General features: G+C 65.5%; 25 protein-coding genes and 2 pseudogenes. 14 read left to right on the top strand and 13 right to left on the bottom strand.

Annotated elements, in window-relative coordinates:
* Positions 1–43 precede the first annotated feature (43 nt).
* Positions 44–688 carry a YoaK family protein gene (locus tag JWR89_RS20870; RefSeq protein ID WP_299719716.1) on the bottom strand — a complete coding sequence of 215 codons (645 nt, stop codon included), beginning with the start codon at positions 686–688 and terminating at the stop codon, positions 44–46.
* 50 nt (positions 689–738) lie between these two features.
* Complete coding sequence (locus JWR89_RS20865; protein WP_299719690.1) at positions 739–2,469, bottom strand: SulP family inorganic anion transporter; 1,731 nt, start codon at positions 2,467–2,469, stop codon at positions 739–741.
* Positions 2,470–2,612: 143 nt separating this feature from the next.
* Here JWR89_RS20865 and JWR89_RS20860 point away from each other — a divergent pair, with 143 nt between their 5' ends.
* Both JWR89_RS20860 and JWR89_RS20855 read left to right on the top strand, forming a co-directional pair.
* Positions 2,613–2,891: a BrnT family toxin gene (locus JWR89_RS20860; protein ID WP_299719687.1), complete on the top strand. Its 279-nt coding sequence runs from the start codon at positions 2,613–2,615 to the stop codon at positions 2,889–2,891.
* The gene (locus tag JWR89_RS20855) at positions 2,878–3,138 is read left to right on the top strand and encodes a BrnA antitoxin family protein (protein WP_299719685.1); all 261 of its coding nucleotides are present in this window, start codon (positions 2,878–2,880) and stop codon (positions 3,136–3,138) included. The genes JWR89_RS20860 and JWR89_RS20855 overlap by 14 nt, the downstream gene beginning before the upstream one ends.
* Here the strand turns inward: JWR89_RS20855 and JWR89_RS20850 are convergent, their stop codons facing one another.
* The 4 genes from JWR89_RS20850 to JWR89_RS20835 form a co-directional block, all read right to left on the bottom strand.
* Entirely contained in the window at positions 3,139–5,217 is a 2,079-nt protein-coding gene (locus JWR89_RS20850) for an elongation factor G (protein WP_299719682.1), read from the bottom strand.
* A gap of 196 nt (positions 5,218–5,413) precedes the next feature.
* Complete coding sequence (locus JWR89_RS20845; RefSeq protein WP_299719679.1) at positions 5,414–5,890, bottom strand: DUF992 domain-containing protein; 477 nt, start codon at positions 5,888–5,890, stop codon at positions 5,414–5,416.
* Between the two features lie 171 nt (positions 5,891–6,061).
* The gene (locus tag JWR89_RS20840) at positions 6,062–6,580 is read right to left on the bottom strand and encodes a DUF992 domain-containing protein (RefSeq protein ID WP_299719676.1); all 519 of its coding nucleotides are present in this window, start codon (positions 6,578–6,580) and stop codon (positions 6,062–6,064) included.
* 126 nt (positions 6,581–6,706) lie between these two features.
* Complete coding sequence (locus JWR89_RS20835; protein ID WP_299719673.1) at positions 6,707–7,909, bottom strand: pyridoxal phosphate-dependent aminotransferase; 1,203 nt, start codon at positions 7,907–7,909, stop codon at positions 6,707–6,709.
* Between the two features lie 397 nt (positions 7,910–8,306).
* Here JWR89_RS20835 and JWR89_RS20830 point away from each other — a divergent pair, with 397 nt between their 5' ends.
* The 3 genes from JWR89_RS20830 (at position 8,307) to JWR89_RS20820 (ending at position 10,517) form a co-directional block, all read left to right on the top strand.
* Complete coding sequence (locus tag JWR89_RS20830) at positions 8,307–8,960, top strand: glutathione S-transferase family protein (protein WP_299719670.1); 654 nt, start codon at positions 8,307–8,309, stop codon at positions 8,958–8,960.
* Positions 8,961–9,099: 139 nt separating this feature from the next.
* A complete protein-coding gene (locus tag JWR89_RS20825) occupies positions 9,100–9,279 on the top strand; it encodes a hypothetical protein (protein ID WP_299719667.1) in 180 nt (59 codons plus the stop codon).
* A 77-nt stretch (positions 9,280–9,356) separates the two neighbouring features.
* Entirely contained in the window at positions 9,357–10,517 is a 1,161-nt protein-coding gene (locus JWR89_RS20820; protein WP_299719664.1) for a PQQ-dependent sugar dehydrogenase, read from the top strand.
* Positions 10,518–10,546: 29 nt separating this feature from the next.
* Here the strand turns inward: JWR89_RS20820 and JWR89_RS20815 are convergent, their stop codons facing one another.
* A complete protein-coding gene (locus tag JWR89_RS20815) occupies positions 10,547–10,903 on the bottom strand; it encodes a DMT family protein (protein ID WP_299719661.1) in 357 nt (118 codons plus the stop codon).
* Positions 10,904–11,221: 318 nt separating this feature from the next.
* Here JWR89_RS20815 and JWR89_RS20810 point away from each other — a divergent pair.
* The 5 genes and pseudogenes from JWR89_RS20810 to JWR89_RS20790 all read left to right on the top strand — a co-directional run.
* Positions 11,222–11,704 (top strand): annotated as a pseudogene (locus tag JWR89_RS20810) (PAS-domain containing protein); the annotation flags it as partial.
* A gap of 187 nt (positions 11,705–11,891) precedes the next feature.
* Positions 11,892–12,740 carry a lysophospholipid acyltransferase family protein gene (locus JWR89_RS20805; RefSeq protein ID WP_299719656.1) on the top strand — a complete coding sequence of 283 codons (849 nt, stop codon included), beginning with the start codon at positions 11,892–11,894 and terminating at the stop codon, positions 12,738–12,740.
* A 96-nt stretch (positions 12,741–12,836) separates the two neighbouring features.
* Positions 12,837–13,781, top strand: coding sequence for an aldo/keto reductase (locus tag JWR89_RS20800; protein ID WP_299719653.1), 945 nt, complete (start codon positions 12,837–12,839; stop codon positions 13,779–13,781).
* 106 nt (positions 13,782–13,887) lie between these two features.
* Positions 13,888–14,064, top strand: a complete 177-nt coding sequence (locus JWR89_RS20795) for a hypothetical protein (protein ID WP_299719650.1) — start codon at positions 13,888–13,890, stop codon at positions 14,062–14,064.
* A 165-nt stretch (positions 14,065–14,229) separates the two neighbouring features.
* The gene (locus JWR89_RS20790) at positions 14,230–14,667 is read left to right on the top strand and encodes a hypothetical protein (RefSeq protein ID WP_299719647.1); all 438 of its coding nucleotides are present in this window, start codon (positions 14,230–14,232) and stop codon (positions 14,665–14,667) included.
* Between the two features lie 187 nt (positions 14,668–14,854).
* On the opposite strand, the gene JWR89_RS20785 is transcribed toward JWR89_RS20790, so the two are convergent.
* A complete protein-coding gene (locus JWR89_RS20785) occupies positions 14,855–16,078 on the bottom strand; it encodes a DUF1501 domain-containing protein (RefSeq protein ID WP_299719644.1) in 1,224 nt (407 codons plus the stop codon).
* Positions 16,075–17,559, bottom strand: coding sequence for a DUF1800 family protein (locus JWR89_RS20780; RefSeq protein ID WP_299719642.1), 1,485 nt, complete (start codon positions 17,557–17,559; stop codon positions 16,075–16,077). The genes JWR89_RS20785 and JWR89_RS20780 overlap by 4 nt, the downstream gene beginning before the upstream one ends.
* Before the next feature lie 105 nt (positions 17,560–17,664).
* On the opposite strand from JWR89_RS20780, the gene JWR89_RS20775 reads away from it, so the two are divergent.
* Complete coding sequence (locus JWR89_RS20775; RefSeq protein WP_299719640.1) at positions 17,665–17,865, top strand: hypothetical protein; 201 nt, start codon at positions 17,665–17,667, stop codon at positions 17,863–17,865.
* 38 nt (positions 17,866–17,903) lie between these two features.
* Here the strand turns inward: JWR89_RS20775 and JWR89_RS20770 are convergent, their stop codons facing one another.
* The 4 genes from JWR89_RS20770 to JWR89_RS20755 all read right to left on the bottom strand — a co-directional run bounded on the left by JWR89_RS20770 (position 17,904) and on the right by JWR89_RS20755 (position 22,285).
* Positions 17,904–18,794, bottom strand: a complete 891-nt coding sequence (locus JWR89_RS20770) for an SDR family oxidoreductase (protein ID WP_299719714.1) — start codon at positions 18,792–18,794, stop codon at positions 17,904–17,906.
* A gap of 198 nt (positions 18,795–18,992) precedes the next feature.
* The gene (locus JWR89_RS20765) at positions 18,993–20,465 is read right to left on the bottom strand and encodes a GGDEF domain-containing protein (RefSeq protein ID WP_299719638.1); all 1,473 of its coding nucleotides are present in this window, start codon (positions 20,463–20,465) and stop codon (positions 18,993–18,995) included.
* Positions 20,466–20,876: 411 nt separating this feature from the next.
* Positions 20,877–21,572 carry a glutathione S-transferase family protein gene (locus JWR89_RS20760; RefSeq protein ID WP_299719636.1) on the bottom strand — a complete coding sequence of 232 codons (696 nt, stop codon included), beginning with the start codon at positions 21,570–21,572 and terminating at the stop codon, positions 20,877–20,879.
* A gap of 2 nt (positions 21,573–21,574) precedes the next feature.
* Positions 21,575–22,285 carry a glutathione binding-like protein gene (locus JWR89_RS20755; RefSeq protein ID WP_299719633.1) on the bottom strand — a complete coding sequence of 237 codons (711 nt, stop codon included), beginning with the start codon at positions 22,283–22,285 and terminating at the stop codon, positions 21,575–21,577.
* Between the two features lie 178 nt (positions 22,286–22,463).
* Between JWR89_RS20755 and JWR89_RS20750 the strand changes: the two genes are divergently transcribed.
* From JWR89_RS20750 to JWR89_RS20740, 3 genes and pseudogenes are all read left to right on the top strand, one after another.
* Positions 22,464–22,853 carry an EF-hand domain-containing protein gene (locus JWR89_RS20750; RefSeq protein ID WP_299719631.1) on the top strand — a complete coding sequence of 130 codons (390 nt, stop codon included), beginning with the start codon at positions 22,464–22,466 and terminating at the stop codon, positions 22,851–22,853.
* 138 nt (positions 22,854–22,991) lie between these two features.
* Positions 22,992–24,055 (top strand): annotated as a pseudogene (locus tag JWR89_RS20745) (hypothetical protein).
* Positions 24,056–24,103: 48 nt separating this feature from the next.
* Positions 24,104–25,768 (top strand): DEAD/DEAH box helicase family protein (locus JWR89_RS20740; RefSeq protein ID WP_299719629.1); only part of this gene is annotated, 1,665 nt, incomplete at its 3' end.

Raw genomic sequence — 25,768 nt, 5'->3', positions numbered from 1 at the left:
CGGAAGCGTACGTGTCACAGGAATCATGACGACATGTTGGCTGTCAATGACGCGACGCCCGCGCACGCAGTGCAAAAAGTGCGCTCATGAAAAGCGCGGCGGCGGCGGCAAACCAGATCGCGGTGAGATTGATCCGGTAATAGGCGGAAGCACCGACCACCGAGCCGACCACCAGCGCCAGCCACAGCAGCAGATTCGGCAGCCATGCCCAGCGCGGCCCACCGGTCAGCGCCAGCGCCAGGGTCTGCCCGACCTTCACCAGGGCGCCGGTGACATAGGTCAGACCGAGGCCGGCGCCGCCGCCGATCTGGAACACGGCATTTTCCAGACCCATCGCCAGCACGATGGCGGCGATGGCGCATTCCGGCCAGCCTAACCCGTAGCAGACCGCGCCGCCGGCGAGCAGCGCCGCTTCCACCACCAGCAGCAGCGGCTGGCGATGCCGGCCCTGGCCGAGCACGATCAGGCTGCCGATTCCGGCACCGACCACGAACAGACCGATCAGCGTCAGCGCATGCAGCGCCTTCGGCCAGTCGGCCTCTGCTGTGCTGACGCCCAGCCGCGTCGAGTTGCCGCTCATGAAGGAGACGAACAGGCCGCCGAGATGGATGAAGCCAATCCCATCAACATAGCCGGCGATGGCGCTGAGGCCACAGGCCAGCACCAGATTACTTCGGGATTGCAGAATCAATGGGCCGTCCTCGCTGCGTCACCACCATCTATTCAAGAGTGATGCCATCAGCGCAAGGTTGGCGTCTCCATGCCAGACGCCGCCGGCGGCGCCTTGAGCTCCGCCACCGCGGCGGCGACCGAAGCTCTGTATTTCACCAATGGCGGTCGCGCGCCGTGGGTCAGCAGCGCCCGGCGAACGCTCTGCGAGGTGCCGGTGAGAATGACGCGAACGCCCTGCCGCCGTGCCTTCTCGGCGATGCCCTTGATGGCGTTCGCGGCGGTGGAGTCGAGAAACGGCACCGCCGCGAAATCGATCACGAAGGCCTTGTGGCCCCCCGAGAGTCCATCGAGCACCGAGCCGATTGTCGAGGCCACGCCGAAGAAGAACGCGCCGGTGATGCGATACACCAGCACGTTGGGATCGCTGGCCAGCGCCGCATCGTAGGGCACCCGTTCGCCATTGGCGTCGTCGGCGCGGTCGCCGGCGACCAGCGCATCGGCCTCGATGCCGGTGGTCTCGGCCATGCGGTTGATGAACAGCACCGCGCCCAGCGCGAAGCCGACCACGATGCCCTCGGTGAGATCGCGGAAGATGGTCAGCAGGAAGGTCGCCAGCAGCACCACGGCGTCGCCCCACGACGCTCGCAGCAGAATGTTGAAATCGTGCTTGTCCGCCATGTTCCAGGCGACCACCGCCAGCACGGCGGCCAGCGAAGCCAGAGGGATGTAGCTCGCCAGCGGCGCCGCCACCAGAATGAACAGCAGCAGGAACAGCGCGTGCAGCATGCCGGAGACCGGCCCGTGCGCGCCGGAGCGGACGTTGGTGGCGGTGCGGGCGATGGTGCCGGTGACGCAGATGCCGCCGAACAGCGCCGAACCGATATTGGCCACGCCCTGCGCCACCAGTTCGCAATTGGAGCGGTGCCGCCGCCCGGTCATGCCGTCGGCGACCACTGCCGAGAGCAGCGACTCGATGGCGCCGAGCAGCGCGAAAGCAATCGCATCGGGCAGCACCGCCTGCAGTTTCGCCAGCGAGACCACCGGCAGGGACGGCAACGGGAAGCTCTGCGGAATGCCGCCGAATTTGCTGCCGATGGTTTCCACCGGCAGCGCGAACAGTGCCGCCGCCGCCGCGCTTACCACGACAGCGATCAAGATGCCGGGCCATGACGGGCGCCATTGGCGCAGGCCCAGGATGATCGCCAGCGAAGCCAGCGTGACGGCCACGGCCGCACCGTTCAGCGTCGGCCACGCGCGGCCGAGCGCCGCCAGTTTCGGCAGCAACTCGCCGGGTTCCTTGCCATCCAGGGTCAGCCCCAAGAGATCCCTGATCTGGCTGGCGAAGATGATGACGGCGATGCCGGCGGTAAAGCCCACCGTCACCGGATAGGGAATGAACTTGATGTAGGTGCCGAGCCGCAGATAGCCCGCCGCCATCAGGAAGACGCCCGACAGCAGCGTGGCGAGGATCAGCCCGTCGATGCCGTGGCGGCTGACGGTCGCGGCGACCAGCACGATGAAGGCGCCGGCCGGGCCGCCGATCTGAAACCGGCTGCCGCCCAGCGCCGAGACCAGAAACCCGCCGACCACCGCGGTGACCAGGCCGCGATCCGGCGAGGTGCCCGAAGCGATGGCGATGGCCATCGACAGCGGCAACGCCACGATCGCCACCGTGAGGCCGGACAGCACGTCGTCGCGGAAATCGGCGAAGCCATAGCCCTCGCGCCATACCGTGACCAGCTTCGGCGTGAACAGCTCGGCAAAGCTCGGCTGTCGTCGTTCCGGCCGCATCAACATCAATCGCCCCGATGTCCCCGACTCCAAGCCTATCATGCGCCGGCCGGCGGACGACAGATTGAGCAGGATCAAATCGGACGACAGAACGCGTGGGTGGCAATGTCGATTGACGCCCACAACTAATTGGGGGTACACTTAATAACGTGAGAATTACCTTCGATCCGGCCAAACGTCAGGCGGCTCTCGATGACCGGGGCCTGAACTTCGCTGACGCTGCGATCGTCTTTGCGGGACCGACGATCACCATCGAAGACAGTCGTCGCGATTACGGCGAGTCCCGCTATCAGACGGTCGGATTTTTAGCAGACCGGATGGTGATGGTGGTCTGGACGCCGCGCGGCGAAGCGCGGCATGTGATGTCGATGAGGAAGTGCAATGCCCGCGAAAAAAAGATCTATCAAAAGCGATTTGGCCAGGGTTGATGCTCATCGCATCACGGCAGGCGAATACGACGAAGCGCCTGAACTCACCGAAGAGATGCTCGACCGCGCCGAAATTCGCCATGGCGACACCATTATCAAGCGCGGCCGTCCGCCGCTGGACCATCCCAAGGAGGCGGTCAAGCTGCGGCTCGATCACGATGTTCTTGCCGCCTATCGCAAGACCGGCAGCGGCTGGCAGACCCGTATCAATGCGGATCTGCGCAAGGCGGCACGCAAGCTCGGCTGATCACGCCGCGACGCGGTGCGCGGCGATGATCTGGTCTGCAGCGCGGCCGGTGACTTCGGCCATGTGGTCGTAGCTGCGCGTGAAGCTGCCGGCGCCGGCGGTGGCGGAGCGCAGTTCGACGATCAGGTCGCCGATCTCCGCCTCCGGCAGCATGGCGCGGACCGTGTCCCAGCCCGGCCAGTTGTCCCGGGTGTCGAAGCCCAGGATCTGTCCGCGCCGGCCGGACAGGATGGCGTTGACCTTGGCGGTGGCCTCGTTGGGGCAGACGATCTCCACCACATGGATCGGTTCCAGCAGCACCGGCTGGCACTGCGGCAGCGCCTCGTTGACGCCGATCCGCGCCGCGGTGCGGAATGCCTGGTCGGACGAATCGACGGTGTGGAACGAGCCGTCGGTCAGCGTGACCTGGACATCGATCACCGGGAAGCCAAGCGGGCCGCGCAGCAGGCCATCGACGACGCCCTCCTGCACCGCCGGAATGTAGTTGCGCGGCACCGCGCCGCCGACCACCTTGTCCTGGAATGCAAAACCCTCGCCGCGCGGCAACGGGCGCACCTCCAACACGACGTCGCCGAACTGGCCGTGGCCGCCGGACTGCTTCTTGTGCCGGCCGCGCTGCACCACCGGCGCGCGGATGGTTTCCTGATAACCGATCACCGGCGGCTGCGATTTCACGTGGACGCCAAAGCGCTCCTGCAGCCGCTCCAGCGCCACCCGCAGGTGCATCTCGCCCTGCCCCCACAGCACCACGTCATGGGTCTTGATATTGTTGACCACGCTCAGCGACGGATCTTCCTCGCTCAGCCGCTGCAAAGCCTGGCCGAGCTTGACGTCGTCCTTGCGATCGGCAGCGGCCAGCGCCAGCGACAGCACCGGTGCGGCGGGCACTACCTGCGCCAGCGCCGCGGGCACGGCCTTGCCGGATGACAGCGTGTCGCCGGTCCGGATGTGGTCGAGCTTGCCGAGCGCCACGGTGTCGCCAGCCTCGGCCGATGGCCGCTTGCTGTCATGGCCGCCGCCCACTGCAAGAATGCCGGAGACCCGGCCGCTTTCGCCGGCGGCGGACTGCAGCGTGGCGCCGTCGTCGAGATAACCCGATAGCACGCGCGCCAGCGACAGCTTGCCGCCGTGCTGCAGATGGGTGGTCTTGATCACGTAAGCCAGCGCATCGTTGCCCGAAGGCACGCCCAACCGCTTCGCGGTTTCAGCGACGCCGGGCGCCTCGTGACGCAAGGCCTTCAGCAGCCGCAGCACGCCGTTTTCACGCAGCGCGGAGCCAAGCAGTACCGGGCAGATCAGCCCGTCGCGCAACTCGCGCGCGAGATCGTCGAACACCAGGTCGGAGGGCGGGATGATGTCGTCGAGCAGTTGCTCCATCAGCGCGTCGTCGTGATCGGCGAGTTTTTCCAGCATCGAGAAGCGGGCTTCCTTCTCGCGGGCGAGGTCGCCGCCATCGAGCGCGATCACTTCTGAAGCCTTGTGCTCGCGATAGACGAAGGCACGTTCCAGCGCGAGATCGACGAAGCCGGCGATCTGCTCGCCGCTCCAGATCGGGATCTGGCGCAGCACCAGCGGAATCCGCGACGCCGGCTGCAACGTGTCCAGCGTCTCGCGGATGCGCTTGTTGGCGCGGTCGATCTTGTTGAGAAACAGGAAGCGGGGAATGCCGAGGTCTTCGAGTTCGCGCAGGATCAGTTGCAGTTGCGGCAGCTTGCGCTCGTCGGCCTCGCAGACCACTACCGCCGCATCGACCGCCGGCAGCGCCGCGCGCATGTCGTGGGCGAATTCCACGGAGCCGGGACAATCGATGAAGGTGTAGCTGTCGCCCATGAAGGTGGTGGCGGCGGAGGTCAGGCTGACGCCCATCTTGTGACGGCGGGCCTCGGCGCTGGCGTCTCCGGTACTGGTCCCGGCATCGACGCTGCCGGCCCTCGGGATGGCCCCGGTGCGGGCCAGGATGGCTTCAAGAAGGGTGGTTTTTCCGCTCTGGAAAGGGCCCACCAAAGCGATGCACCGGGGCGCGTTGCGCCGGGCTGCATCGCCCTGGGGACCGCGGGGACTTCTCACGTCGTGTCCCATTGCCGCCTCCTGATCTGGAGCTCGGCCCGTGATTGGGTCGGCACGCAATGGTCCGCCCGGTCCGGATATTTGGCAAGATGGAAACGTTGCTGCGCTGCGGGGGCGCTTGCAGATCGTAGGGCGGATTAGCGCAGCGTAATCCGCCGACGCATTTGGCGGCGGATTACGCCTTCGGCTAATCCGCCCTACGAAGAGCTTACCGTCCCGGACGCAGCTCGAGGCTTTCCAGCCCGGCGGCGACGTTGAGGCCAGTGGAGCCTTGCAGGCTGAGCGGCTGCAGCGCGATCGAGTTCTGCGAACCGCCGACCAGCACGTTGGCGCCGAGGCCGACGCCGAACGAGGCCGAGCCCTGCGCGCCGGCATAGTTGCCGGACAGATCGCCCGGGCCGGAATAGTTCACCGGCGCGAACACCGCCCAGGACAGCGCGGTTTGCTCGGTGATGCCAAGATCGATGCCGACCTTGCGCACGGTAGCAACGTAGGGCTGATCCGGACGGCCGGTGCCGGTCAGCACGCAGCCGAGATTGGTGACCGAACCGACGATGAAGCCGACGCTGGCGCCGCCGCGGCAGTTCAGCACGCCGAGCTGTACCGGCTGCTGCGCCTGCGCCGGGATACTGAGGATTGTCAGGGACGTCGCGGCAATGCCGAGGAAGAGCGAAAGGCGGCTCATAGCGTAATCTCCGGATGATCGGTGTGATGCGGATCTTGCGAGCAACGATCGAACAACGACGTCACCCGACTATCCATAGCCAATGATACCGGTGAATGACAACGACGCGCTTGATCCGGACGCAAAAAAGGCCCGCTTGCGCGGGCCTTTTCAGTAGCATTGTCGCCGAGATTAGTGGTGACGGCGATGGTGACGGACGTGACGACGGCCACGCACCGGAGCGGCGGGGGTCAGGTCGAGGTTGACGATGCCGGCCGCGACGTTCAGGCCGGTCTGGCCCTGAACGCTGATCGGCTGCAGGGTGTACTGGTTGCCGTTGCCGCCGAGCAGGAAGTTGCCGCCGAAGCCGATGCCGACCGACGCGTTGGAGCCGACGCCGCCGTAGGTACCAGCGAGGCCGCCGCGGGGAACGCGGGCGTTCGGCGCGAAGGCGGTCCACTGCACGGTGGTGTTCTGGGTGAAGCCGAGGTCGAGACCGAAGCGGTGAATGTTGGCGACATAGCCCTCTGCACGGCCGCCTTCGCTCTGGAAGACGCAGTTCAGGGTTGCGTTCGAACCGACCACGAAGCTGACGTTCTGGCCGCCGGTGCACTCAAGCACGCCGACGCGAACGCCCTGCTGCGCGTTCGCGGATGCGAACGAGGCAACCAGGGCAACAGTCGCGATGCCGAACATTTTAGAAAGTCGCATAGAGATACTCCGCCTTTTTGGATTTGAATTACGAGGGCACAGGAAGGAAGCGCCGTGTTCAAAACAAGGCGCTGGCTTCAAGATGGCGTCAAAAGGTCGCAAATTTTTGACGTTATTCGATTTGACTTATCGAAGGTTGCCGCAGAAGCGCTGGATGCGGTTGCAGGCGTCTTCGAGGTCCGAGGTTTTGGTTGCGTAGGAAATACGAAATGCGGGGCCGAGGCCGAACGCCGACCCCTGCACCACGGCGACGCCTTCGGTCTCCAGCAACTCGGTGACGAAGTCTTCGTCGTTCTCCAGCACCTTGCCCGAGGGCGCGGTCTTGCCGATGGTGCCGGCGCAGGACGGATAGACGTAGAACGCGCCTTCCGGCCGCGGACAATCGATGCCCTTGGCCTGGTTCAGCATCGCTACCACCAGGTCGCGGCGCTCTTTGAACACCGCATTGTTGGCCGGGATGAAGTCCTGCGGACCATTCAGCGCTTCCACGGCCGCCCACTGCGCGATCGACGACGGGTTCGACGTCGACTGCGATTGGATGGTCGCCATCGCCTTGATCAGTTCGGCCGGTCCGCCGGCATAACCGATGCGCCAGCCGGTCATGCAATAGGCCTTGGACACGCCGTTCACCGTCAGCGTGCGATCGTACAATTTGGGTTCGATCTGCGCCGGGGTGGTGAACACGAAATCGTCATAGACCAGATGCTCATACATATCGTCGGTCATCACCCAGACATGCGGATGCTTGACCAGCACGTCGGTGAGCGCCTTCAACTCGGCCCGCGAGTAGGCAGCGCCGGTCGGGTTCGACGGCGAGCACAGGATGATCCACTTGGTTTTCGGCGTGATCGCGGCTTCCAGCGCGGAAGCCTGCAGCTTGAAGCCGAACTCCGCCGTGCAGATCACCGATACCGGCGTGCCGCCGGCCAGCGCCACCATTTCGGGATAGCTGACCCAGTACGGCGCCGGGATGATGACCTCGTCGCCCGGATTCAGCGTCGCCATCAGCGCGTTGTAAAGCACCTGCTTGCCGCCGGTGCCGACGATGATCTGGTTCGGCTTGTAGGTCAGGCCGTTCTCGCGCTGAAACTTGGCGATGATGGCTTCCTTCAGCTCGGGGATGCCATCGACCGCGGTGTACTTGGTCTTGCCGGCCTCGATCGCGTGGATCGCCGCGAGCTTGATGTTGGCCGGGGTGTCGAAGTCGGGCTCACCCGAACCGAGACCGATGACGTTGCGCCCGGCTGCTTTCAGCGCACGTGCTTTGTCCGTCACCGCGATGGTCGCGGACGGCTTCACACGGTCGAGCGCAGCGGACAAAAACGACATCATCATCTCCTTGCAACGCCGCAAGCCTTAGCCCGCGACTCCTGAATGTGGGTGATCCTGCTGGGATCGGCGCACCCTAAGGCCCATGACGCTGCATCGCAAGAAGGAGAGCCCCAAACAAGTGCGTGATGCTGCAGTTTTTAGCGAATCTCATCGCGGGATCGCCGATCGGCCCCGAGGGTCGCTCGGTTGGCGCGGCGCACGCGCGCGCGGATGCAAGCGCGTCACACGCCCGCAAGCATGATTTTTCACGCCGCCGCGAGGCGACAGGGGTTTTCGACTTTTTCCAGTTTCGAGGGCTTGCGACGCGCGGCCATCGGCATCATTGTTTGGGCGCCTTGCTGGCGAAAAAGCACACGCGGCATCCGCTCTTGCACCATGAATCGACCGATCGCGAATGTACAAGCTCTATTCGATGCAGCGCTCCGGCAACAGCTACAAGGTTCGCCTTGCGCTGGCGTTTCTGGAAGCGCCGTACCGCGCCATCGAGATCGACATTCTCCGTGGCGAAAGCCGCACGCCCGAATTCCTCGCCAAGAATCCGAGCGGGCAGGTGCCGCTGCTCGAGGTCGCCGACGGCCGCTACCTCGCCGAATCCAATGCCATTCTGTGGTACGTCGCGATCGGCACCTCGCTGGCGCCGGAATCCCGCATGGACCGCGCTGAAGCGCTGCAGTGGATGTTCTTCGAGCAGCACGCGCTGGAGCCGAACATCGGCGCGGCGTATTTCTGGCTGTCGCTGGTGCGCGGCGGTCGCGACCTGCAGACCCATGCGCTGGAAGACTGGATGGAGCGCGGCTACGCGGCGCTCCAGGTGATGGAAGACCACCTCAAGACCCACGATTTCTTCGCCGCCGGCCAACTGACGATCGCCGACATCGCGCTGTACGGCTACACCCACGTCGCGCACCAGTGCGATTTCGACCTGGAGACCTTTCCCTCGGTGCGCCGCTGGCTGCGCCGGGTCGAATCCCAGGAAGGTTTTGTCGCCATGGACTGGCACCCGACCTCCGGCGAATTCGATACTTTGGACGTAGCCGCCGGGGCATAATCCCTGAAATAGCGGGCATAAAGGGCAATCAAGCCATCATCCCGCCATAGTTGCATCCATTCCGCCTAAATCCTGCCTGCTAGTCCTGCAAAATCGTGAGTAGCGGGTGATTCGTCCGCGATTTGAAGGATTTACGGCCATGATCCGGTCGCTTCGCGTAGTTGCAGGTTTCGAGGCGCGCCCTGCTCCCGCTGCTTCCACCCGCCTGACCAATGCCGTCGCCGCGACGCTCGCGGTCGGCTGCCTGTCGCTCTGCCTGATCGTCACGCTCACGGTGCTGACGATCCGGGTATCGATAGCCATGCCGCTGCCGCTCTGACCGTTCCCCCTTCCCGCAACGACGGCCCGCGATGACAGGCATCGCGCGCGCAACGCCTCCGTGATGGAGCCAACCTAATGAAGTCGCCGGTGGTTTGGGTCACCGCGTCGCTGACAGCGGCGATCGTCGTGACTGCAACGTTTCTGATCGCCACATCTTCGCGCGGCGATAACACCGCGTTCGACTCGTCCGCGGGACAGCTCGAGGTGCAGACGGTCGCCGGCGGCCTGGTCAATCCGTGGTCGCTGGCGTTCCTGCCGGATGGCCGCATGCTGGTGACCGAGCGCCCCGGACGGATGCGGCTGGTCACGCCGCAGGGCCAGCTGTCGCCGCCGCTGAAGGACGTGCCGGCGGTCTGGGCTTCAGGTCAGGGCGGCCTGCTCGACGTCATTACCGACAGCGGCTTCGCGGCTAACGCCACCATCTACTTTTGCTATTCCGAACGCAGCGGCAACGGCGGACGCACCGCGGTGGCGCGCGCCAAACTCGTCGATGGCGCAGCGCCCGGCCTCACCGATGTCAAGGTGATCTTCCGCCAGGACGGCCCGCTATCGTCCGGCAACCACTACGGCTGCCGCATCGTGCAGGCCAGCGACGGCAACCTGTTCGTCAGCCTCGGCGAGCATTTCAGCTACCGCGACGAGGCGCAGAACCTCGGCAATCACCTGGGCAAGCTGATCCGCATTGCCCCTGATGGCACCGTGCCGAAAGACAATCCATTCGTCGGCCGCGACGGCGCCAAGCCTGAGATCTGGAGCTACGGCCACCGCAACGAACAGGGCCTCGCGATCAACCCGGCGTCGGGCGAGTTGTGGGAAATCGAGCACGGCCCGCGCGGCGGCGACGAGGTCAACATCATCGGCCCCGGCAAGAATTACGGCTGGCCGGTGATCGGCTTCGGCATCGACTATTCCGGCGCAAAGATTCACGAGAGCACGGCGAAAGCCGGCATGGAGCAGCCGATCAAGGCCTGGGTGCCGTCGATCGCGCCTTCCGGCATGACGTTCTACACCGGCGCGCTGTTTCCGAAATGGCGCGGCAGCCTGTTCACCGGCGCGCTTGCCGGCCAGATGCTGGTGCGACTGTCGCTCAACGGCAATGCGGTGACGGGGGAAGAGCGCTTGTTGCAAAATTTGAACGAGCGCATCCGCGACGTCAGGCAAGGTCCCGACGGCGCGCTATGGCTGCTGACCGACAGTTCGGCGGGACGGGTACTTCGCGTGACGCCGGCGAAGTAGAAGGCGGCTCGCCACGCACACCGCCGTGATCACGACCACTTGTGAAAGATGAAGAACGCGCCTGCCGCGATGAACGCAAAGCCGATCGCGTGGTTCCAGCCGAGCGGCTCTTTCAGGTACAGGACCGAGAAGGCGGCGAACACCACCAGCGTGATGACCTCCTGCATCGTTTTCAGCTGGGCTGCATTGTAGACCTCGCTGCCCCAGCGGTTGGCCGGCACCGCCAGCCAGTATTCGAAGAAGGCGATGCCCCAGCTCACCATGATGACCAGCACCAGCGAACTGCCTTTGAACTTCAGATGGCCATACCAGGCGAAGGTCATGAACACGTTGGAGGCGAACAGCATCAGGATCGGCAGCAGCAGCGGGGGAATGGTAAACGGCATGGTCATCCTTTGGCGTGTTTGCAAACGCGTCGGTAACTGACGGCGCGGGCAGCGGTTCCAGGCGCGACCGACAGCATTTCCAGCCGAATCGACGGAAATCCACCCGATTCCATCAACCTCGTGTTCACGATGCCACCTGGAAGCTGTGGGCTATCGCGCAACCAACGGCCAAGCTGCGGGTCTACCCTTGTCTGAACCCGGGTATGGCCCATGCCATTCGATTCGCGAATACTTCAGGATCCCGTCGTCGCGACCGCGTTGGCCTTGTTCGCTCTGGCCGCCTTCGGCTGGCTCTGGCGCAGGCGGCAAGCCGCCCGCGCCAGGGAGCGCGCGCATTACGCCGTCGCCGAACGGCTGTCGGCGGCGCTTGATCGTATCGACATCGGCGTAGTGCTGCTCAATGCCGACACCCGCGCCGAATTCATCAACGGCGCGTACCGGCGCTACTTCACGCTGCCCGACGACAAGGCCGACAGCAAGCTGCCGCTGATCGCGCTGATGTATCACGGCCGCGATACCCACGCTTATGACCTGCCCGACGACGAGGTCGATGGCTTCATTGCCCGTCGCGTCGAGGCGATCCGCGCCGGCGACGCCGCGCCGGTCACGCTGCGGCTGCGCAGCGGCCAGGTGCTGCGGCTCAACTGCACCGCGCTGCCGGACGGCGGCCGGATGTTGAGCTACACCCCGGTCACCGACCTGGTGCGCTATAACGACGACATGGCCAACCGCGACTACTATCTGGCGTTGCGAGAGGGTGGCGACGTGTTCGCCGGCGGCCACCTGCACGCCGCCGAGTAGGCTGTGGATAAGTGTAGCTGTCACTTCCGTGTAATGCGCCGGGGCTAACTTGCGGCTGCATCCGGTCGCTTCCCCCGTCGCAGTCTGGATGTTTGAAGCGGTCCCCGTCAGTTGCCACCCTGGCAGGGGCCGCCTTTTTTTGCGCTCTACTTTGCCTTGGCGGGGCGGCATCGGATATAACACCGGCATGATCCGCTTCGTCGCCGCCCTGCTCGCCGTCGCCATGCTCACGCTGCTGCTGGCCCCGTTCCAGCTGATCGCGCTGGCGTTCGGCTGGCGCTGGCAGCAACGCATTCCGCTGCTGTTTCACCGCGTGTTCTGCGCGCTGGCCGGCGTGCGAATCCGCGAGATCGGCCGACGCACCCGGGACACGCCGGTGCTGATCCTGTCGAACCACGTGTCGTGGCTCGACATCTGCGTGATCGGCGCGCTCGGGCCGGTGGCGTTCGTCGCCAAGAGCGAGGTCGCCAGCTGGCCGGTGTTCGGCTGGCTCGCCAAACTGCAGCGGACCATCTTCATCGAGCGCGAGCGCCGGCAGAAGACCGGCGCCGCAACGCAGGAAATCGGCGACCGCCTGCTCGGTGGCGACGCCGTGGTGCTGTTCGCCGAGGGCACTTCCAGCGACGGCATCCGCATCCTGCCGTTTCGCTCGGCGCTGATCGGCGCGGTGCATCACGCGCTGGGCGAGTCCAGCCATCACACCCAGATCACGGTGCAGCCGCTGTCGCTGGCCTATGTCGGCTTCGGCGGCCTACCGGTCGGCCGCGCGCTGCGCGACCATGTGGCGTGGTACGGCGACCTCGATCTGATCCCGCATTTCATCGGCGTGCTGGCCGCCGGCGCCATCGACATCACCGTGACCTGGGGCGAAGCCGTCGCCTATGACATGAGCGCCGACCGCAAGAAGATCGCGCGCGACGCCGAAGCCGCGGTGCGGCGCATGACCACCGCGGCGTTACGCGCCGGCGCGGCGAAGCAGGCCGCAGGCTTGCCCGCTCCCGCACCCGCCGCAGAAACCCTGCCCGCCATCGCCTGAACGCCGCGCGCAGCCGCCATGACGCACCGCGCCTTGTCGCGCCGCGGCACGCGCGCCATAACGCGGTTCAACGCTATGTTCTGACAGGGTTCCATCATGCAAATTCGCAATCTCGGCGGCTCCGGCCTGCGCGTCTCCGCCGTCGGCCTCGGCTGCAACAACTTCGGCCAGCGCACTGACCTGGAAACCTCGCGAAAGGTGATCCACAAGGCGATCGACCTCGGCATCACTTTGTTCGACACCGCCGACATCTATGCCGGCATGGGCGGCTCCGAGACCGTGCTCGGCCAGGTGCTCGGCGACCGCCGCAAGGACATCGTGCTGGCGACCAAATTCTGCAAGCCGATGGCCACCGACGGCAGCAAGCAGGGCGCGTCGCGGCGCTACATCATGAGCGCGGTGGAAGCCAGCCTGAAGCGGCTCAACACCGATTACATCGACCTGTACCAGCAGCACGACTTCGACCCGCTGACGCCCATCGAGGAGACGCTGCGCGCGCTCGACGACCTCGTGCGCCAGGGCAAGGTGCGCTACATCGGCAACTCCAATTTCCCGGCCTGGCGCCTTGCCGAAGCCGAGATGACCGCGCGCGGCATCCATGTCAGCCCGTTCGTGTCGTGTCAGGACGAATACAGCCTTGTCGTGCGCGACATCGAGAAGGACCTGCTGCCGGCGGCGCAGCATTTCAACCTCGGCCTGCTGCCATTCTTCCCGCTGGCCTCTGGCCTGCTCACCGGCAAGTATGTCCGCGGCACTGCTGCGCCGGCCGACACCCGCTTCGCGAAGTCGCCGGCATTGCGCGATCGCTATGTGACGCCGCGCAACGAGGCGATCGTCGAAAAGCTCGAGGCGTTCGTGAAAGCACGCGGCCACACCATGCTCGAACTCGCCTTCTCCTGGCTCGCGGCCCGGCCGCAGGTCTCCAGCGTGATCGCCGGCGCCACGCGCGTCGAGCAGATCGAGCAGAACGTAAAAGCCATCGAGTGGGCGATCAGCGCGCAGGACATGGCGGAGATCGATACCATCACGCAGGCCGCATAAATTCCGCAGCGCGGACTTCGCTTGGATAGTCCGAGCGCCTTTGCCGGCTTGTGAGTCGGCAGGCGATATGACAGCTTCCCTCAAAATAAAAGTTTGGGAGGAAGTCATGTCCGATATCTTGAAGATGGACGAACCGCTGGCCGCGCAACCGGCGCGCAGCAATGCCGCGGCATTGCGGCCGGCGACGATGAAATGGGCGATCTGGGGCACGCTGCTCTATGCCATTCCCGCGCTCGGCATGATCGGCTACGCGCTATGGGTGGCGGCGCATCTCGGGAAGTGAAAGTTCGTACGCCGGATTAGCGCAGCACAATCCGCCGTTTCGCCGCGATGCATCGGCGGATTACGCCTTCCGCTAATCCTCCCTACAACCTACTACCATGGACCCCGCGGCGCTTTTCTCCGACACTGCGGCCATCACGCGACTCATCTCACCCAAGGACATCCCATGGCCCGCTCCTCGCTTCGCACCGCCCTCGTCGCCGCCACGATTGCCATCGCCAGCCTCGGCGCCACCGCCGCCCGTGCCGACAGCGGCACGATCCGGATCTCGGTGCTGAAGGGCGGCTGGTTCATCGGCGCGTCGGGCGGTTCGGGCACGCTGACGTTTCGCGGCCGCCAGTATCCGCTGTCGATCGGGGGCTTAAGCGCCGGCCTGGTGTTCGGCGCGTCGCAGACCTATTTGTCCGGCCGGGTCAGCCGTATCAACCAACCGTCCGATGTGGCGGGCGTCTACGGCGCCGGCGGCGCGGGTGCCGCGATCGGCCGCGGCGTCAGCGCCATCGTGCTGGCCAATGAGAAGGGCGCCGTGCTCGAACTGTCAGGCCGGCAGACCGGGCTGATGGTCAACGCCGATCTGAGCGGGCTGGCGATTTCGCTGAGGTAGTCCTTCGCAAGACGCCTGATGCTGTCGTCCCCGCGAAAGCGGGGATCCATAACCTCAGGCGTTGGCTGCGAAGCCACGATGCTGGCCACTATGTTTCGTGAGCCACATGACGACAGCGGCTATGGGTCCCCGCCTTCGCGGGGACGACACGGAGCGTATGGCAAGGTGTCGCGCCGCAGTGAGCGAACTACCCTACCAACCCCTTCGCCGGCTTCACCATTCCGCTGTCCGGAAACACCCGCTCGGCCAGCGCGCGTTCGCCGAGACCCAAATGATCGTGCAGCACGCCTTTCAGGATCGCGCGCAGATCGGTGGTCGGCGCGAGGTCGCGGGCCTCGAACAGGTTGGCCGGCTTCAGGCCCGGCCAGTCCGAGATCACCCGGCCGCCCTGCACCGCGCCGCCTGCCAGCAGCGCCACCGTGCCGGTGCCGTGATCGGTGCCGTCGGTGCCGTTGATTTTTGCCGTGCGGCCGAATTCGGTGGCGACCACGACGACGGTGTCGCGCCAGTGCGGGCCGAGGCCGGTCTCGAATTCGGCCAGCGCATTGTCGAGCCCGCCGAGCAATTGCGCGAGGCGGCCGACCGGGCCGCCTTCCTGCGCATGGGTATCCCAGCCGTCGAAGGCCAGCGCCGCCACGCGCGGGCCGTCATCCGCGGCCATCAGCTTCGCCGCGCCTCGCGCCACCTGCTGCATCGCCGTCACCTTGACGCCGGGCGCCGGCTTCATGGCGTCGCCTTTGGCGATCTTGTCGAGTTGCAAACCCTGCGACAGTGCCACGCCGAGCGCGGGATCGCGGTTGCGGTAGAGTTCGATCAGCCGCATCGCGGTGTCGTCCGCTGCGGTCGGCAGGTTGACCGGCGCCCAGCCGACCGTCGGCGCACTGCCGCGCAGGATCAGCGGCGTGGTAGGGCCGATGGCGAGGCCGGAGGACACTCGCTCGCCGCGAGGCAACGCCTCGATGGCGCGGTTGAGCCAGCCGGACTGCACCCGGCCGGGACCGGGAAAGCCGCTCTCCAGCGTATCCTGGCCGTCGAAATGCGAGCGCTCGCGATACGACGTCGCCACCGCATGTACCACCGCGGCTTTTTTCTCGCGGTACATGCGGGAAAATTCCGGCATCGCCGGATGCAGGCCGAAGAACGAGTCCAGCATCAACGCGGGATGCGCGCCGTCCTTGGCCAGCGCGATCGAGCCGTGCAGGCCGACGTAATCGGGATCGCCGATCGGCGCCACGGTGGCGAGGCCGTCCAGCGCGCCGCGCAGGATCACGACGATCAGGCGAGGATCGCGCGCGTCCGCCGCACGGGCGAATTTCGGAATATAGGCCCATGCGGCGAAGGCCGCGCCGCCAAGTAACAGGGAGCGGCGGGTGGCGAGCGGCGCTGTCCGGCTTTCGCAATCCATCGTCATCTCCTCTGGAATTCCGGCGACATCAGCAGCAGTGCCAGCGCCTGCTGCCGCGTTTCCGCGCGCGCGATGGTGTTGCGGGTCTCGGACGACGCAGCCTCGCCGGCGATGACGTCGAGCAGTTCGCGGGCATCGATGCTGTCGGCGATCCGTGCCGAGATCTGCGCCGCGATATCGAGCCGCAGCTTCATGCCTTCGGGAGCGGCCCAGGCGGCGTTGCTGTCGGCAAAGCCGTTTGGCCCCGGCGGCGACCACAGCGGCTGGCCGAGCATGTTGAGGCTGCCGATATAGCGGTTGGGATCGTCGGGAATCCGCGCCAGCACGCGGCCGGTGGCGATCAGGTATTCGTAGGGGCTGCGCATCTTGGTGAGCGGCGCGGTCCACGCCTCGTCGGAATCGACAAGCGCCAGCGACAGCGCCTTGAGGTCGCCGTCGGTTTTTTTGAACACGGCCTCCAGCTTAGCCACCAGCGCCGGCGGCGGCGCGTCGGCAACAAAGTGCTGCGCGAATTTGGTCGCGATGAATCTGGCGGTCGCGGGCTGCCGCGCGATGTCGGCCAGCGCCGCCTCGCCCTGGGTCACGCCGGTATCGTCATAGCTCTTGCCGAGCAGCACCTGCGCGCCCGGCTCATGGGCATTGGCGTTGAATGCAAAACTGCCGGGCACGCCGATCTTTCCTTCGCGGCCCGCAAAGGTCCAGCCGGTGATGATGCGCGCCAGCGTGGTGACGTCGCCCTGCGAATAGCCGGAGCCGACGCCGAGCGTATGCAGCTCCATGATCTCGCGCGCGAGGTTCTCGTTGAGGCCGCGCTTGCCGTTCTGCCCGGCCTTCGACGACGGGCCGATCGACTGCTGGTTGTCGAGAAAGAACAGCATCGCCGGATGCTGCTCGACGGCGCGCAGCATGTCGCTGAAGCGGCCGAGCACGAAGGGGCGGATCGCCTCGCGCTCGAACGAGCCGGCCCAGATCCGCGCCGGTTCGCCCTTGTTGGCGGAAATGCAGAAATGGTTCGACCAGAACGTCACCAGCCGCTCGGTGAAGCCGCAATCGACGATGGTGGCCCGCTGGATCCGCGCCAGCGATTCCGCGCGAAACACTTTTTGCACGACGTTGAGCGGCGGCGGCGGAACGACCGGCGGTTTCGGTGCATCCGGCTGCACCGTCATCACGGTATTGCCGGCGGTCATGTCGGGTTTGGCGTCCATCGCCGGCGCAGCCTCCGGCGGCGCCATCGCGACCACCTTCGCCGCCGCGTCGCGCGCGGCCTTGGCTTCGAGCTGATAGGCGAACAGCGCCTGGCCGAGCTCCGGGGTCGATTGCAGCCCTGGCAGTTCCAGCAAAACGCCGTTCGGGCGGCTCAACTCGGCCTTGACGAAGCCTCGCGGATCCGACGCCGCATTGACGATATCGCCGGAGGCGCCGCCGCGGGCGCCGAAGCCGAAGCGGTTGAGCGCGACAAGGGCGCCTTGCGGATCGCGGGCCATCGGGTTTCCCTTGCATCGGCCGGACTGTATGCTCGCTAACGGCGACTATACGGTCGGAAGCCATGAACCTTGCATGAAAATCCCGGTTAAAATTTGGCTGGCAGCATGACAAATCGGACAGAAATCGCCGTCCCGGTCAGCCGCCGGCTCGCCTGCGCCGAATGCGGCACCGAGTTCGGCTGCGACCTGTCGGGCGATTGCTGGTGCATGGAAGAGACGGCGAAGCTACCGATGCCGACGGCGGGCGGGGATTGCCTGTGCCGGGAATGTCTGCGGAAGAAGGCAGCGATGGCTGCTCCGGATTAGACTTCTTCTTTGATGTGACCCGAGTCAGCCGCGGTCGCTTACGGCTGTCCCGAACCGCCGGCCGCACCGTAGACCTGCCCGGTGGCGTAGCTGGCGTCGGCGGCGGCGAGTTGCACGTAGATCGAGCCAAGCTCGGCGGGTTGTCCGGCGCGGCCGAGCGGCGTCATGCTGCCGAACTTCTCCAGCTTCTCCATCGTAGCGCCGCCGGAGACTTGCAGCGGCGTCCAGATCGGGCCCGGCGCCACGGCATTGACGCGGATGCCTTTCGGCGCCAATTGCTTGGCCAGCGACCTCACGTAGTTGGTGGTTGCCGCCTTGGTCTGCGCGTAGTCGTAGAGCTCGGCGGAGGGGTCCGTCGCCTGTTCGGACGAGGTGCCGATGATCGCCGAACCCGGCTTGAGATGCGGCAACGCCGCCTTAATGGTCCAGAACGGCGCGTAGATGTTGGTCTTCATGGTGGCGTCGAAATCTTCCGACGTGATGTCCATGATCGAGGCGCAGGTCTGCTGTCGTGCGGCATTGTTGACGACGATGTCGAGGCCACCGAGCCCCTGCACGGCTTTTGCGACCATCTCCTGGCAAAACGCCTCGGAGCGCAGGTCGCCGGGAATCGCGACCGCGATGCGGCCCTCGGCCTCGATCAGCGCAATGACTTCGCGGGCGTCAGGCTCTTCGTCGGGCAGATAGTTGATGGCGACGTCGGCGCCTTCGCGCGCATAGGCGATCGCCGCGGCGCGGCCCATGCCGGAATCGCCGCCGGTGATCAGCGCCTTGCGTCCGGCCAGACGGCCGGAGCCGCGGTAGCTGGTCTCGCCGTGGTCGGGCCGCGGATCCATCTGGCTGGCGAGCCCGGGCCATGGCTGCGACTGTTTCTTGTAGGGCGGACGCGGATATTTGGTGCGGGGATCCTGCAGTTGCTGGGCGGCCATCGGCGGGCTTCCTTGTGCACGGGTGGAATTGACGGAGGCCGCCACGCCGACAAGGCCGACACCGGCACCGCTCACGATGTCCCGGCGCGTCGGCGACGATCGAGCGGAAGGCTTGTCGTTGGTGGTCATTGGCGATCCTCTGAATGAGGTCGCTTAACCCGCCCTTGAACGTATCGTTCCCGGCGCGCCGTGCGAATCTCACGCGTCTGCGGCGTCGCGGCGGTCGCGTTCGGCTTCGCTGTAGTATAGCCGCTTGGCCTGCAGCATTCGCATGTCGGCGCGCTTCACCACCTGCTCCAGTCGTTCGCCCGGCCGGCTGGTGGCGATCCCGATGGACAGGCTCAGTTCGAAATCGGGATAGTACTGGTTGTTGACCGCGATGAGTTCCGCCAGCGTCGCCAGCACCGCTTCGCCGCCAGTCTCGTCGGTGCCAGGCAACAGCACCGCGAACTCGTCGCCGCCGATGCGCGCGACCGACGCGGGCTTCTCCACCAGCGAGCCGAACACTTCGCCGGCCCGGCGCAGCAGCGCGTCGCCGACACTGTGGCCGAGCGCATCGTTGGCGGTCTTCAACCCGTTGAGGTCGGCGATGATGATGCTGACCGGGTGGGTGCCCTTGCGCTCGATCCGGTTCAGCTCGTCGGCATAGAACGAGCGGTTGAAGGTGCGCGTCAGCACGTCGTGGGTGCCGAGATATTCCAGATAGGCCTCGGCCTTCTTGCGCGCGGTGATGTCGGTCAGCGCGACCTGCACCAGCGACCAGTCGCGTTCATGGTTCGGCAGCACCGAGAACTGCAGCAACAAATGCAGCTTGGTGCCATCGAGCGCGTAGTTCACCACTTCGCGCTGCTGGAACAGCTTGCCGTCCCACAGATCGATAAGCTGCTCGCGGAAATGCGGCTCCATCTCGTCGCGGAACACGTCCGAGAGACTGCGCAGCAGCGTCTCCTTGTCGGGCGCGGCGAACAGCTCGAGGGTCCGCGCGTTGACATCGAGCACGCGGATTTCGCTCATGCAACGGGCGACGAATTCTTCATGCACATTCGTGAAAACGCGGAAATCCTCGATGCCGCGAACGCGCAGCTCGTCGAGCAGGCCTTTCACACCGCTGAAATCTTCCACCCACAATGACACCGGCGAATGCGCGAACAGGCCGAACGCGTAATCCTCGCTCTCGGCGAGGCGGCGCCGCGCGCCCTCCCGCTCGGTCACGTCCTCGATGGCGATCATGACGCGGTCCCAGCGCGCTTCATGGCCGGGCAGCACGGTGCCGTGAAGCTGAATGTCGAGCCGCTCGCCGGCCAGTGTATAGTTGACGGTGTGGCTGGAAAAATGGGTCTGCCCGCTCCACAGCTGCGCCAGCTCCGAGACGTGGCTCTTGAAGGTGTCGTCGCGTATCACGAGAGGGAGACTGACCGTCAGATGGTCGAGATCGCGGGCGCCGAACAGCGCCAGCGTCTTGCGGTTGACCTTGATGATCCGGATGCGCTGCGAACATTCGCGGACCCGCTCGGGATTGGCGAGCAGATAGGTCTCGACGTCATCGACGCCCTGCGCCTGCCACTGCTCGAACAGCGCCTTCACGTCACTGTAATCTTCGATCCATAGCGAGACCGGCGCGAGATCGAACATCTTGGCGTTGTCGTCGAGATCGGCGGACGAATCGGACATGAAGACCTTGGCGGAGAGACAGACCGTGTGAACATACCGTCTTAGACAATATCTGTGAAGAATTTCTCAGCCACGCACCGTTCGCCCGCGCGCCCTGAGTTACGATCGCCGCCTCGGCGCGACGGAACCCGTTGCGTGCGCGAATCGCGCGGAGTTGCGCCGCAGCGGCTCCGCCTGGCCGGCGAGTTCCACCAGCGCGTGCCGTCTCGCCGCGGTCTCGATTACCGATACGGCAAGCGCGAATCCATTTCCGCAGTCATCCCGGACAAGTGAGCGTCAGTAAGCGCAGATCCGGGATCCATAACCTCCGAGCCTGTCGTTGCGGAATGGCAACCACCCCATGCTCGTCACACGTGACGGAGGCTATGGGTCCCCGCTTACGCGGGGACGACTCGTGGAAAGCCCCGCGCGCTACACCGCATATCCCGGCGCGCGGCGCGCCATGCCGTCGAAGGCGTCGAGCATCTTCTCGCGCCAGGCATAGATCGCGTCGTCTGGCGCCAGCAGTTGGAACGGGCTGATCGCCCGCGCCCACTGGAAGCCGCCGAATACGATGTAGTCGGCATAGTTCGCCGCATTGCCGCCGAGGAACGGCTGAGTCTTCAGCGTCAGCCGCATCGGATCGAGCGACTTGCGAAAACCGGTGACGCGCGCGTCGCGGTCGGCCGCGACCTCTTCCAGCGTCTTGCCGAAACGCGCTTCCCGGCTCTCGCGGAAATAAGCCTGATCCACCGGCCGCAGATGGGCGTGGATATCCGCGACGATCATCGGAAAAATGCCGGCGATCACCACGGTATCGCCCCACCAGTTCAGCATCCGGCCCATGGCGCGGCCGCCATCGCCACCGAACAGCGACGGACGGTCGGGATAGCTATCCTCGAGATGGTTCGCGATGGCCCAGGAATCCGATACGGTGTGTTCGCCATCGATCAGCACCGGCACCTTTTCGGACTTGTGCTGCGCGATCGCCTCACGCTCGGTGAAGCGCCACGGGATCGACTCGGCGCCCAGCTGCTTGTGCGCCAGCGCCATCCGGGTGCGCCAGCAATACGGGCTGAACGGACGATCCTCGTCGGTGCCGACCAGTTCGAACAGTTGGCGCGCCATGATCAGCCCTTCACGACGGCGGCAGTCTGGCCGAACAGCAGCTTGCGCTCCGCGTCGGTGCGAATCGCGGGCTGGCCAAAGTTCGGATTGACTTCCTTGGCCTTGGCATAAGCGCGCTGCACCGCCGGCCGCGCAGCGATGGTTTCGAGCCAGCGCTTCAAATGCGGGAAATCGTTGATGTCCTGGCTCTGGTTCTTGTAGGGAACGATCCAGGGATAGCTCGCCATGTCGGCGATCGAATAGTCGCCGGCGATGAATTCGCGGTCGGCGAGACGCTTGTTGAGCACGCCGTACAATCGGTTGGTCTCGTTGACATAGCGGTCGATGGCGTAGGTGATTTTTTCCTGCGCGTAGTTCGAGAAGTGGTGGTTCTGCCCGGCCATCGGCCCGAGCCCGCCCATCTGCCAGAACACCCACTGGATCGCGTCATAGCGGCCGTAGATATCGGCGGGCAGAAACGTGCCGGTCTTCTCGGCGAGATACAGCAGCATGGCGCCGGATTCGAACACCGAGATCGGCTTGGTCCCGCCCTTCGGCTCATGATCGACCATCGCCGGAATCCGGTTATTCGGCGAAATTTCCAGGAATTCCGGCTTGAACTGGTCGCCCTTGCCGATGTTGATCGGGAATACCGTGTAGGGCAGCCCGGCCTCTTCCAGAAAGATCGTGATCTTGTGGCCGTTCGGCGTGCTCCAATAGTACAGATCAATCATCGCAGGCGTCCCGGGTGTGATGAAAATGGCATCGCGAAAGATGCCGCTGCATGAAATTCACCGGAACGCGCGGCGGAGTCAAGCAAGGCCGCGACCGGAACTGACGCCCGATCTGCCGTTGATCCCGCTACCCGGTTGACGCATCATGGCGATCAATAACACGCTCAGGGAGATGAACATGACCACACGCCGCACGGTTCTGCTGTCGCTCGCGTTGCCGTTGGCGGCGCTGGTTCCCGCCGAGGCCGCATCAAAGCTCAAACTGCTCGATCCCGACAAGGACGGCACCGTCGATCTGGCCGAAGCCAAGGCCGCCGCGTCCAAGCTGTTCGACAAGCTCGACCGCGACAAGGACGGCACGCTGGATGCGAAGGAGTTGCGCGGCCGGATCAGCGCCAAGGAATTCGCAGCCGCCGATCCCGACAAGGACGGCACCCTCGACAAGAACGAATACATGACGATCGTCGAGGCCCGCTTCCGCGCCGCCGACCCGGACAATGACGGCACGCTGGACGCCAAGGAACTGGCCACGCCGGCCGGCAAGGCGTTGCTCAAGCTGCTGGTGTAGCGTCGGCGTCCGCGTTGAACGCATCTGCCGCTTCAGCCGACAAAGCTCGTGACGGCGCGGCGGGGCATCGACCTTTCGGCCGCCGTCGTCCATGACTTCACCCCCGTTGCGGCGTCGAATGGCGCGTGGAGAACGTGCATGCGATATTCGACCGAAGATTTGCGCGCGGCTGCGGCGGCCGGTGTGCTTCCGTCCGATCAACTCGAAGCCCTGCTGGGATTCCTCGGCACGCGGCCATCCGAAGCGCCGCCAGCCGGCCCGAAATTCGATGTGGTGCACCTGCTGTGGTACGCCGGCGCGCTGGTGGTAATCAGCGCGATGGGGCTGTTCTCGACGCTGGCATTCTCGAAAATGGGCGGTCCGGCGCTGACCGCCACCGCCGTGGTCTATGCCGCGCGCTGTTCGGGGCAGCCGGGCACTATCTGTGGACGGTGAAGCAGTTGCGCACGCCGGGCGGACTGCTGATCGCGATCGCCGTTTCGATGGTCCCGCTCGCGGTCTACGGCGCGCAGGATGCCTACGGGCTGTGGACCGAGTTCGGCAAGCCGGCGTCGATGCGCGATTTCTATCAATGGATCAAGGGCAGCTTCGTGTTCATGGAGCTTGCGACCATCGCCGCGGCCATGCTGGCGCTGTGGTTCTACCGCTTTCCCTTCATCGTCTTCATCATGGCGGTGGCGCTGTGGTTCCTGTCGATGGACGTGGTGCCGTGGATCACCGGGACGGATTACGGCAACTGGGAAACCTCGCGAAGAGTCTCGATCTGGTTCGGCCTCGGCATCGTCGTGGCGGCGGTGGTTGTCAACCTGCGCCAGCGCAGCGGCGATTTCGCATTCTGGCTGTACCTGTTTGGCGTGCTGACCTTCTGGGGCGGCATTACCGCCTCGTCCAACGGCACCACGCTCGACAAGGCGTTGTACGCCGCGCTGAATGTCGGGTTCCTGTTCATCGGCGTGGCGCTGGCACGGCGGGTGTTCACGGTGTTCGGAACCATCGGCCTGGCGATCTATCTCGGCGATCTCGCGCAAAAAATGTTCGCCGATTCGATGCTGTTCCCGTTCGCGCTGTCGCTGATCGGCGTCGGCATTATTGCGCTTGGGCTGGTGTATCATCGCCGGCAGCGCGCCATCGACGGCTGGATCGAGGCGCGCCTGCCCGACTCGCTGCGGCGGCTGCGGACGCAACAAACCGTCGCGGCGTAACACCGCCGGACCCTTTATTCGGGCGCCGATTGACCCCATATTGGGGCCATGGCGAAAACCCCCGAGACCCCCAAGAAAACTGCAGCGAAAACGGCCCCGAAGCGCGCGAAAACCCCGGCGGCGAAGCCCGGCGCGGGGCGGCCCGACGTCAAGCCGATCGGCCCGGCGCTGGCGGAACTGCTGAATCCCGCGATCAACCGCGGCGACGCTGGCATGGGCTCCGGCACTGGCCTGCAGCCGCCGCCGAGCAATTCGCTGGAACGTCGCTCCGGCGGCGAGGCCGCGATTCATCGCGCCCGCAAATCGACACCCAAGAAATTCGAAGGCGATGCCGGTCCCCGTCCCACGCCGCTGCAGCCGATGCCGCAGCCGCCGGGGCCTTACGCGCCGCGACTCAGCGAGCAGGGTTTTGAGGAAGCGCCGCAGGCCGTCTACGGCACCTCGGCCGCGATCCCCGCGATGGATCCGGAACTGGCGAAACAGCTCGGCTTCACGACCGAGGAAGAGGACAACGCCGCGCTGGCCCGCCCGCCGCGCAACAAGATGGAAGCGCTGGGCGTGCAGGCCACCGCCGATGCGCTGGAAGCTTTGGTCACCAACGGCCGGCCGGAATTCAAGGACGACAAGATCTGGGTGCCGCACCGCCCGCCACGTCCCGACAAGTCCGAAGGCGGCGTGCCGTTCGTCATCAAGTCGGAATACGAGCCGAAGGGCGACCAGCCGACCGCGATCAAGGAACTTGTCGAGGGCATCTCGCGCAACGATCGCACCCAGGTGCTGCTCGGCGTCACCGGCTCGGGCAAGACCTTCACCATGGCCAAGGTGATCGAGGCGGTGCAGCGGCCGGCCATCATCATGGCCCCCAACAAGACCCTCGCCGCCCAGCTCTACGGCGAGTTCAAGAGCTTCTTCCCCCACAACGCGGTGGAGTATTTCGTCTCCTACTACGACTACTACCAGCCCGAGGCCTACGTCCCCCGCACCGACACCTACATCGAGAAGGACTCGGCGATAAACGAGCAGATCGACCGGCTGCGCCACTCGGCGACGCGGTCGATCCTGGAGCGCGACGACGTCATCATCGTCGCCTCGGTGTCGTGCATCTACGGCATCGGCTCGGTGGAGACCTACACCGCCATGACCTTCGCCCTGGAGGTCGGCGAGGTGGTGGACGAGCGGCGGCTGATGGCCGACCTGGTGGCGCTGCAGTACAAGCGCAACGACCAGGCCTTCACCCGCGGCACCTTCCGCCGCCGCGGCGACACGATCGAGATCTTCCCCGCCCACTACGAGGACCGCGCCTGGCGCGTCTCCCTGTTCGGCGAGGAGGTGGAGTCGATCACCGAGTTCGACCCCCTGACCGGCAGGAAGACCGCCGACCTGCCGGCGGTGAAGATCTACGCCAACAGCCACTACGTCACCCCGCGCCCGACCCTGAAACAGGCCGTCGACCACATCCGCGCCGAGATGGAGGAGCGGGTGAAGTGGTTCACCGAGACCGGCAAGCTGCTGGAGGCCCAGCGCCTCGAGCAGCGCACCCGCTTCGACATGGAGATGATGGAGGCCACCGGCTCCTGCGCCGGGATCGAGAACTACAGCCGCTATCTCTCCGGCCGGCTGCCCGGCGAGCAGCCGCCGACCCTGTTCGAGTACGTGCCCGAGAACGCCCTGCTGTTCACCGACGAGAGCCACCAGACGGTGCCCCAGATCGGC

The organism is Tardiphaga sp. (assembly GCF_028290785.1).
Taxonomy (GTDB): domain Bacteria; phylum Pseudomonadota; class Alphaproteobacteria; order Rhizobiales; family Xanthobacteraceae; genus Tardiphaga.
The sequence above is the reverse complement of the archived record's forward strand: the minus strand, read 5'-3'. Positions and strand labels throughout refer to the sequence as shown.

Coding starts and splice junctions, on each gene's coding strand:
- JWR89_RS20785 (WP_299719644.1), bottom strand. CDS start 16,078: ATGACGATGGATTGCGAAAGCCGGACAGCGCCGCTCGCCACCCGCCGC.
- JWR89_RS20800 (WP_299719653.1), top strand. CDS start 12,837: ATGCAAATTCGCAATCTCGGCGGCTCCGGCCTGCGCGTCTCCGCCGTC.
- JWR89_RS20815 (WP_299719661.1), bottom strand. CDS start 10,903: ATGCCGTTTACCATTCCCCCGCTGCTGCTGCCGATCCTGATGCTGTTC.
- JWR89_RS20780 (WP_299719642.1), bottom strand. CDS start 17,559: ATGGCCCGCGATCCGCAAGGCGCCCTTGTCGCGCTCAACCGCTTCGGC.
- JWR89_RS20820 (WP_299719664.1), top strand. CDS start 9,357: ATGAAGTCGCCGGTGGTTTGGGTCACCGCGTCGCTGACAGCGGCGATC.
- JWR89_RS20755 (WP_299719633.1), bottom strand. CDS start 22,285: ATGATTGATCTGTACTATTGGAGCACGCCGAACGGCCACAAGATCACG.
- JWR89_RS20825 (WP_299719667.1), top strand. CDS start 9,100: ATGATCCGGTCGCTTCGCGTAGTTGCAGGTTTCGAGGCGCGCCCTGCT.
- JWR89_RS20790 (WP_299719647.1), top strand. CDS start 14,230: ATGGCCCGCTCCTCGCTTCGCACCGCCCTCGTCGCCGCCACGATTGCC.
- JWR89_RS20760 (WP_299719636.1), bottom strand. CDS start 21,572: ATGGCGCGCCAACTGTTCGAACTGGTCGGCACCGACGAGGATCGTCCG.
- JWR89_RS20845 (WP_299719679.1), bottom strand. CDS start 5,890: ATGAGCCGCCTTTCGCTCTTCCTCGGCATTGCCGCGACGTCCCTGACA.
- JWR89_RS20840 (WP_299719676.1), bottom strand. CDS start 6,580: ATGCGACTTTCTAAAATGTTCGGCATCGCGACTGTTGCCCTGGTTGCC.
- JWR89_RS20850 (WP_299719682.1), bottom strand. CDS start 5,217: ATGGGACACGACGTGAGAAGTCCCCGCGGTCCCCAGGGCGATGCAGCC.
- JWR89_RS20830 (WP_299719670.1), top strand. CDS start 8,307: ATGTACAAGCTCTATTCGATGCAGCGCTCCGGCAACAGCTACAAGGTT.
- JWR89_RS20835 (WP_299719673.1), bottom strand. CDS start 7,909: ATGTCGTTTTTGTCCGCTGCGCTCGACCGTGTGAAGCCGTCCGCGACC.
- JWR89_RS20775 (WP_299719640.1), top strand. CDS start 17,665: ATGACAAATCGGACAGAAATCGCCGTCCCGGTCAGCCGCCGGCTCGCC.
- JWR89_RS20765 (WP_299719638.1), bottom strand. CDS start 20,465: ATGTCCGATTCGTCCGCCGATCTCGACGACAACGCCAAGATGTTCGAT.
- JWR89_RS20795 (WP_299719650.1), top strand. CDS start 13,888: ATGTCCGATATCTTGAAGATGGACGAACCGCTGGCCGCGCAACCGGCG.
- JWR89_RS20750 (WP_299719631.1), top strand. CDS start 22,464: ATGACCACACGCCGCACGGTTCTGCTGTCGCTCGCGTTGCCGTTGGCG.
- JWR89_RS20805 (WP_299719656.1), top strand. CDS start 11,892: ATGATCCGCTTCGTCGCCGCCCTGCTCGCCGTCGCCATGCTCACGCTG.
- JWR89_RS20865 (WP_299719690.1), bottom strand. CDS start 2,469: ATGTTGATGCGGCCGGAACGACGACAGCCGAGCTTTGCCGAGCTGTTC.
- JWR89_RS20770 (WP_299719714.1), bottom strand. CDS start 18,794: ATGGCCGCCCAGCAACTGCAGGATCCCCGCACCAAATATCCGCGTCCG.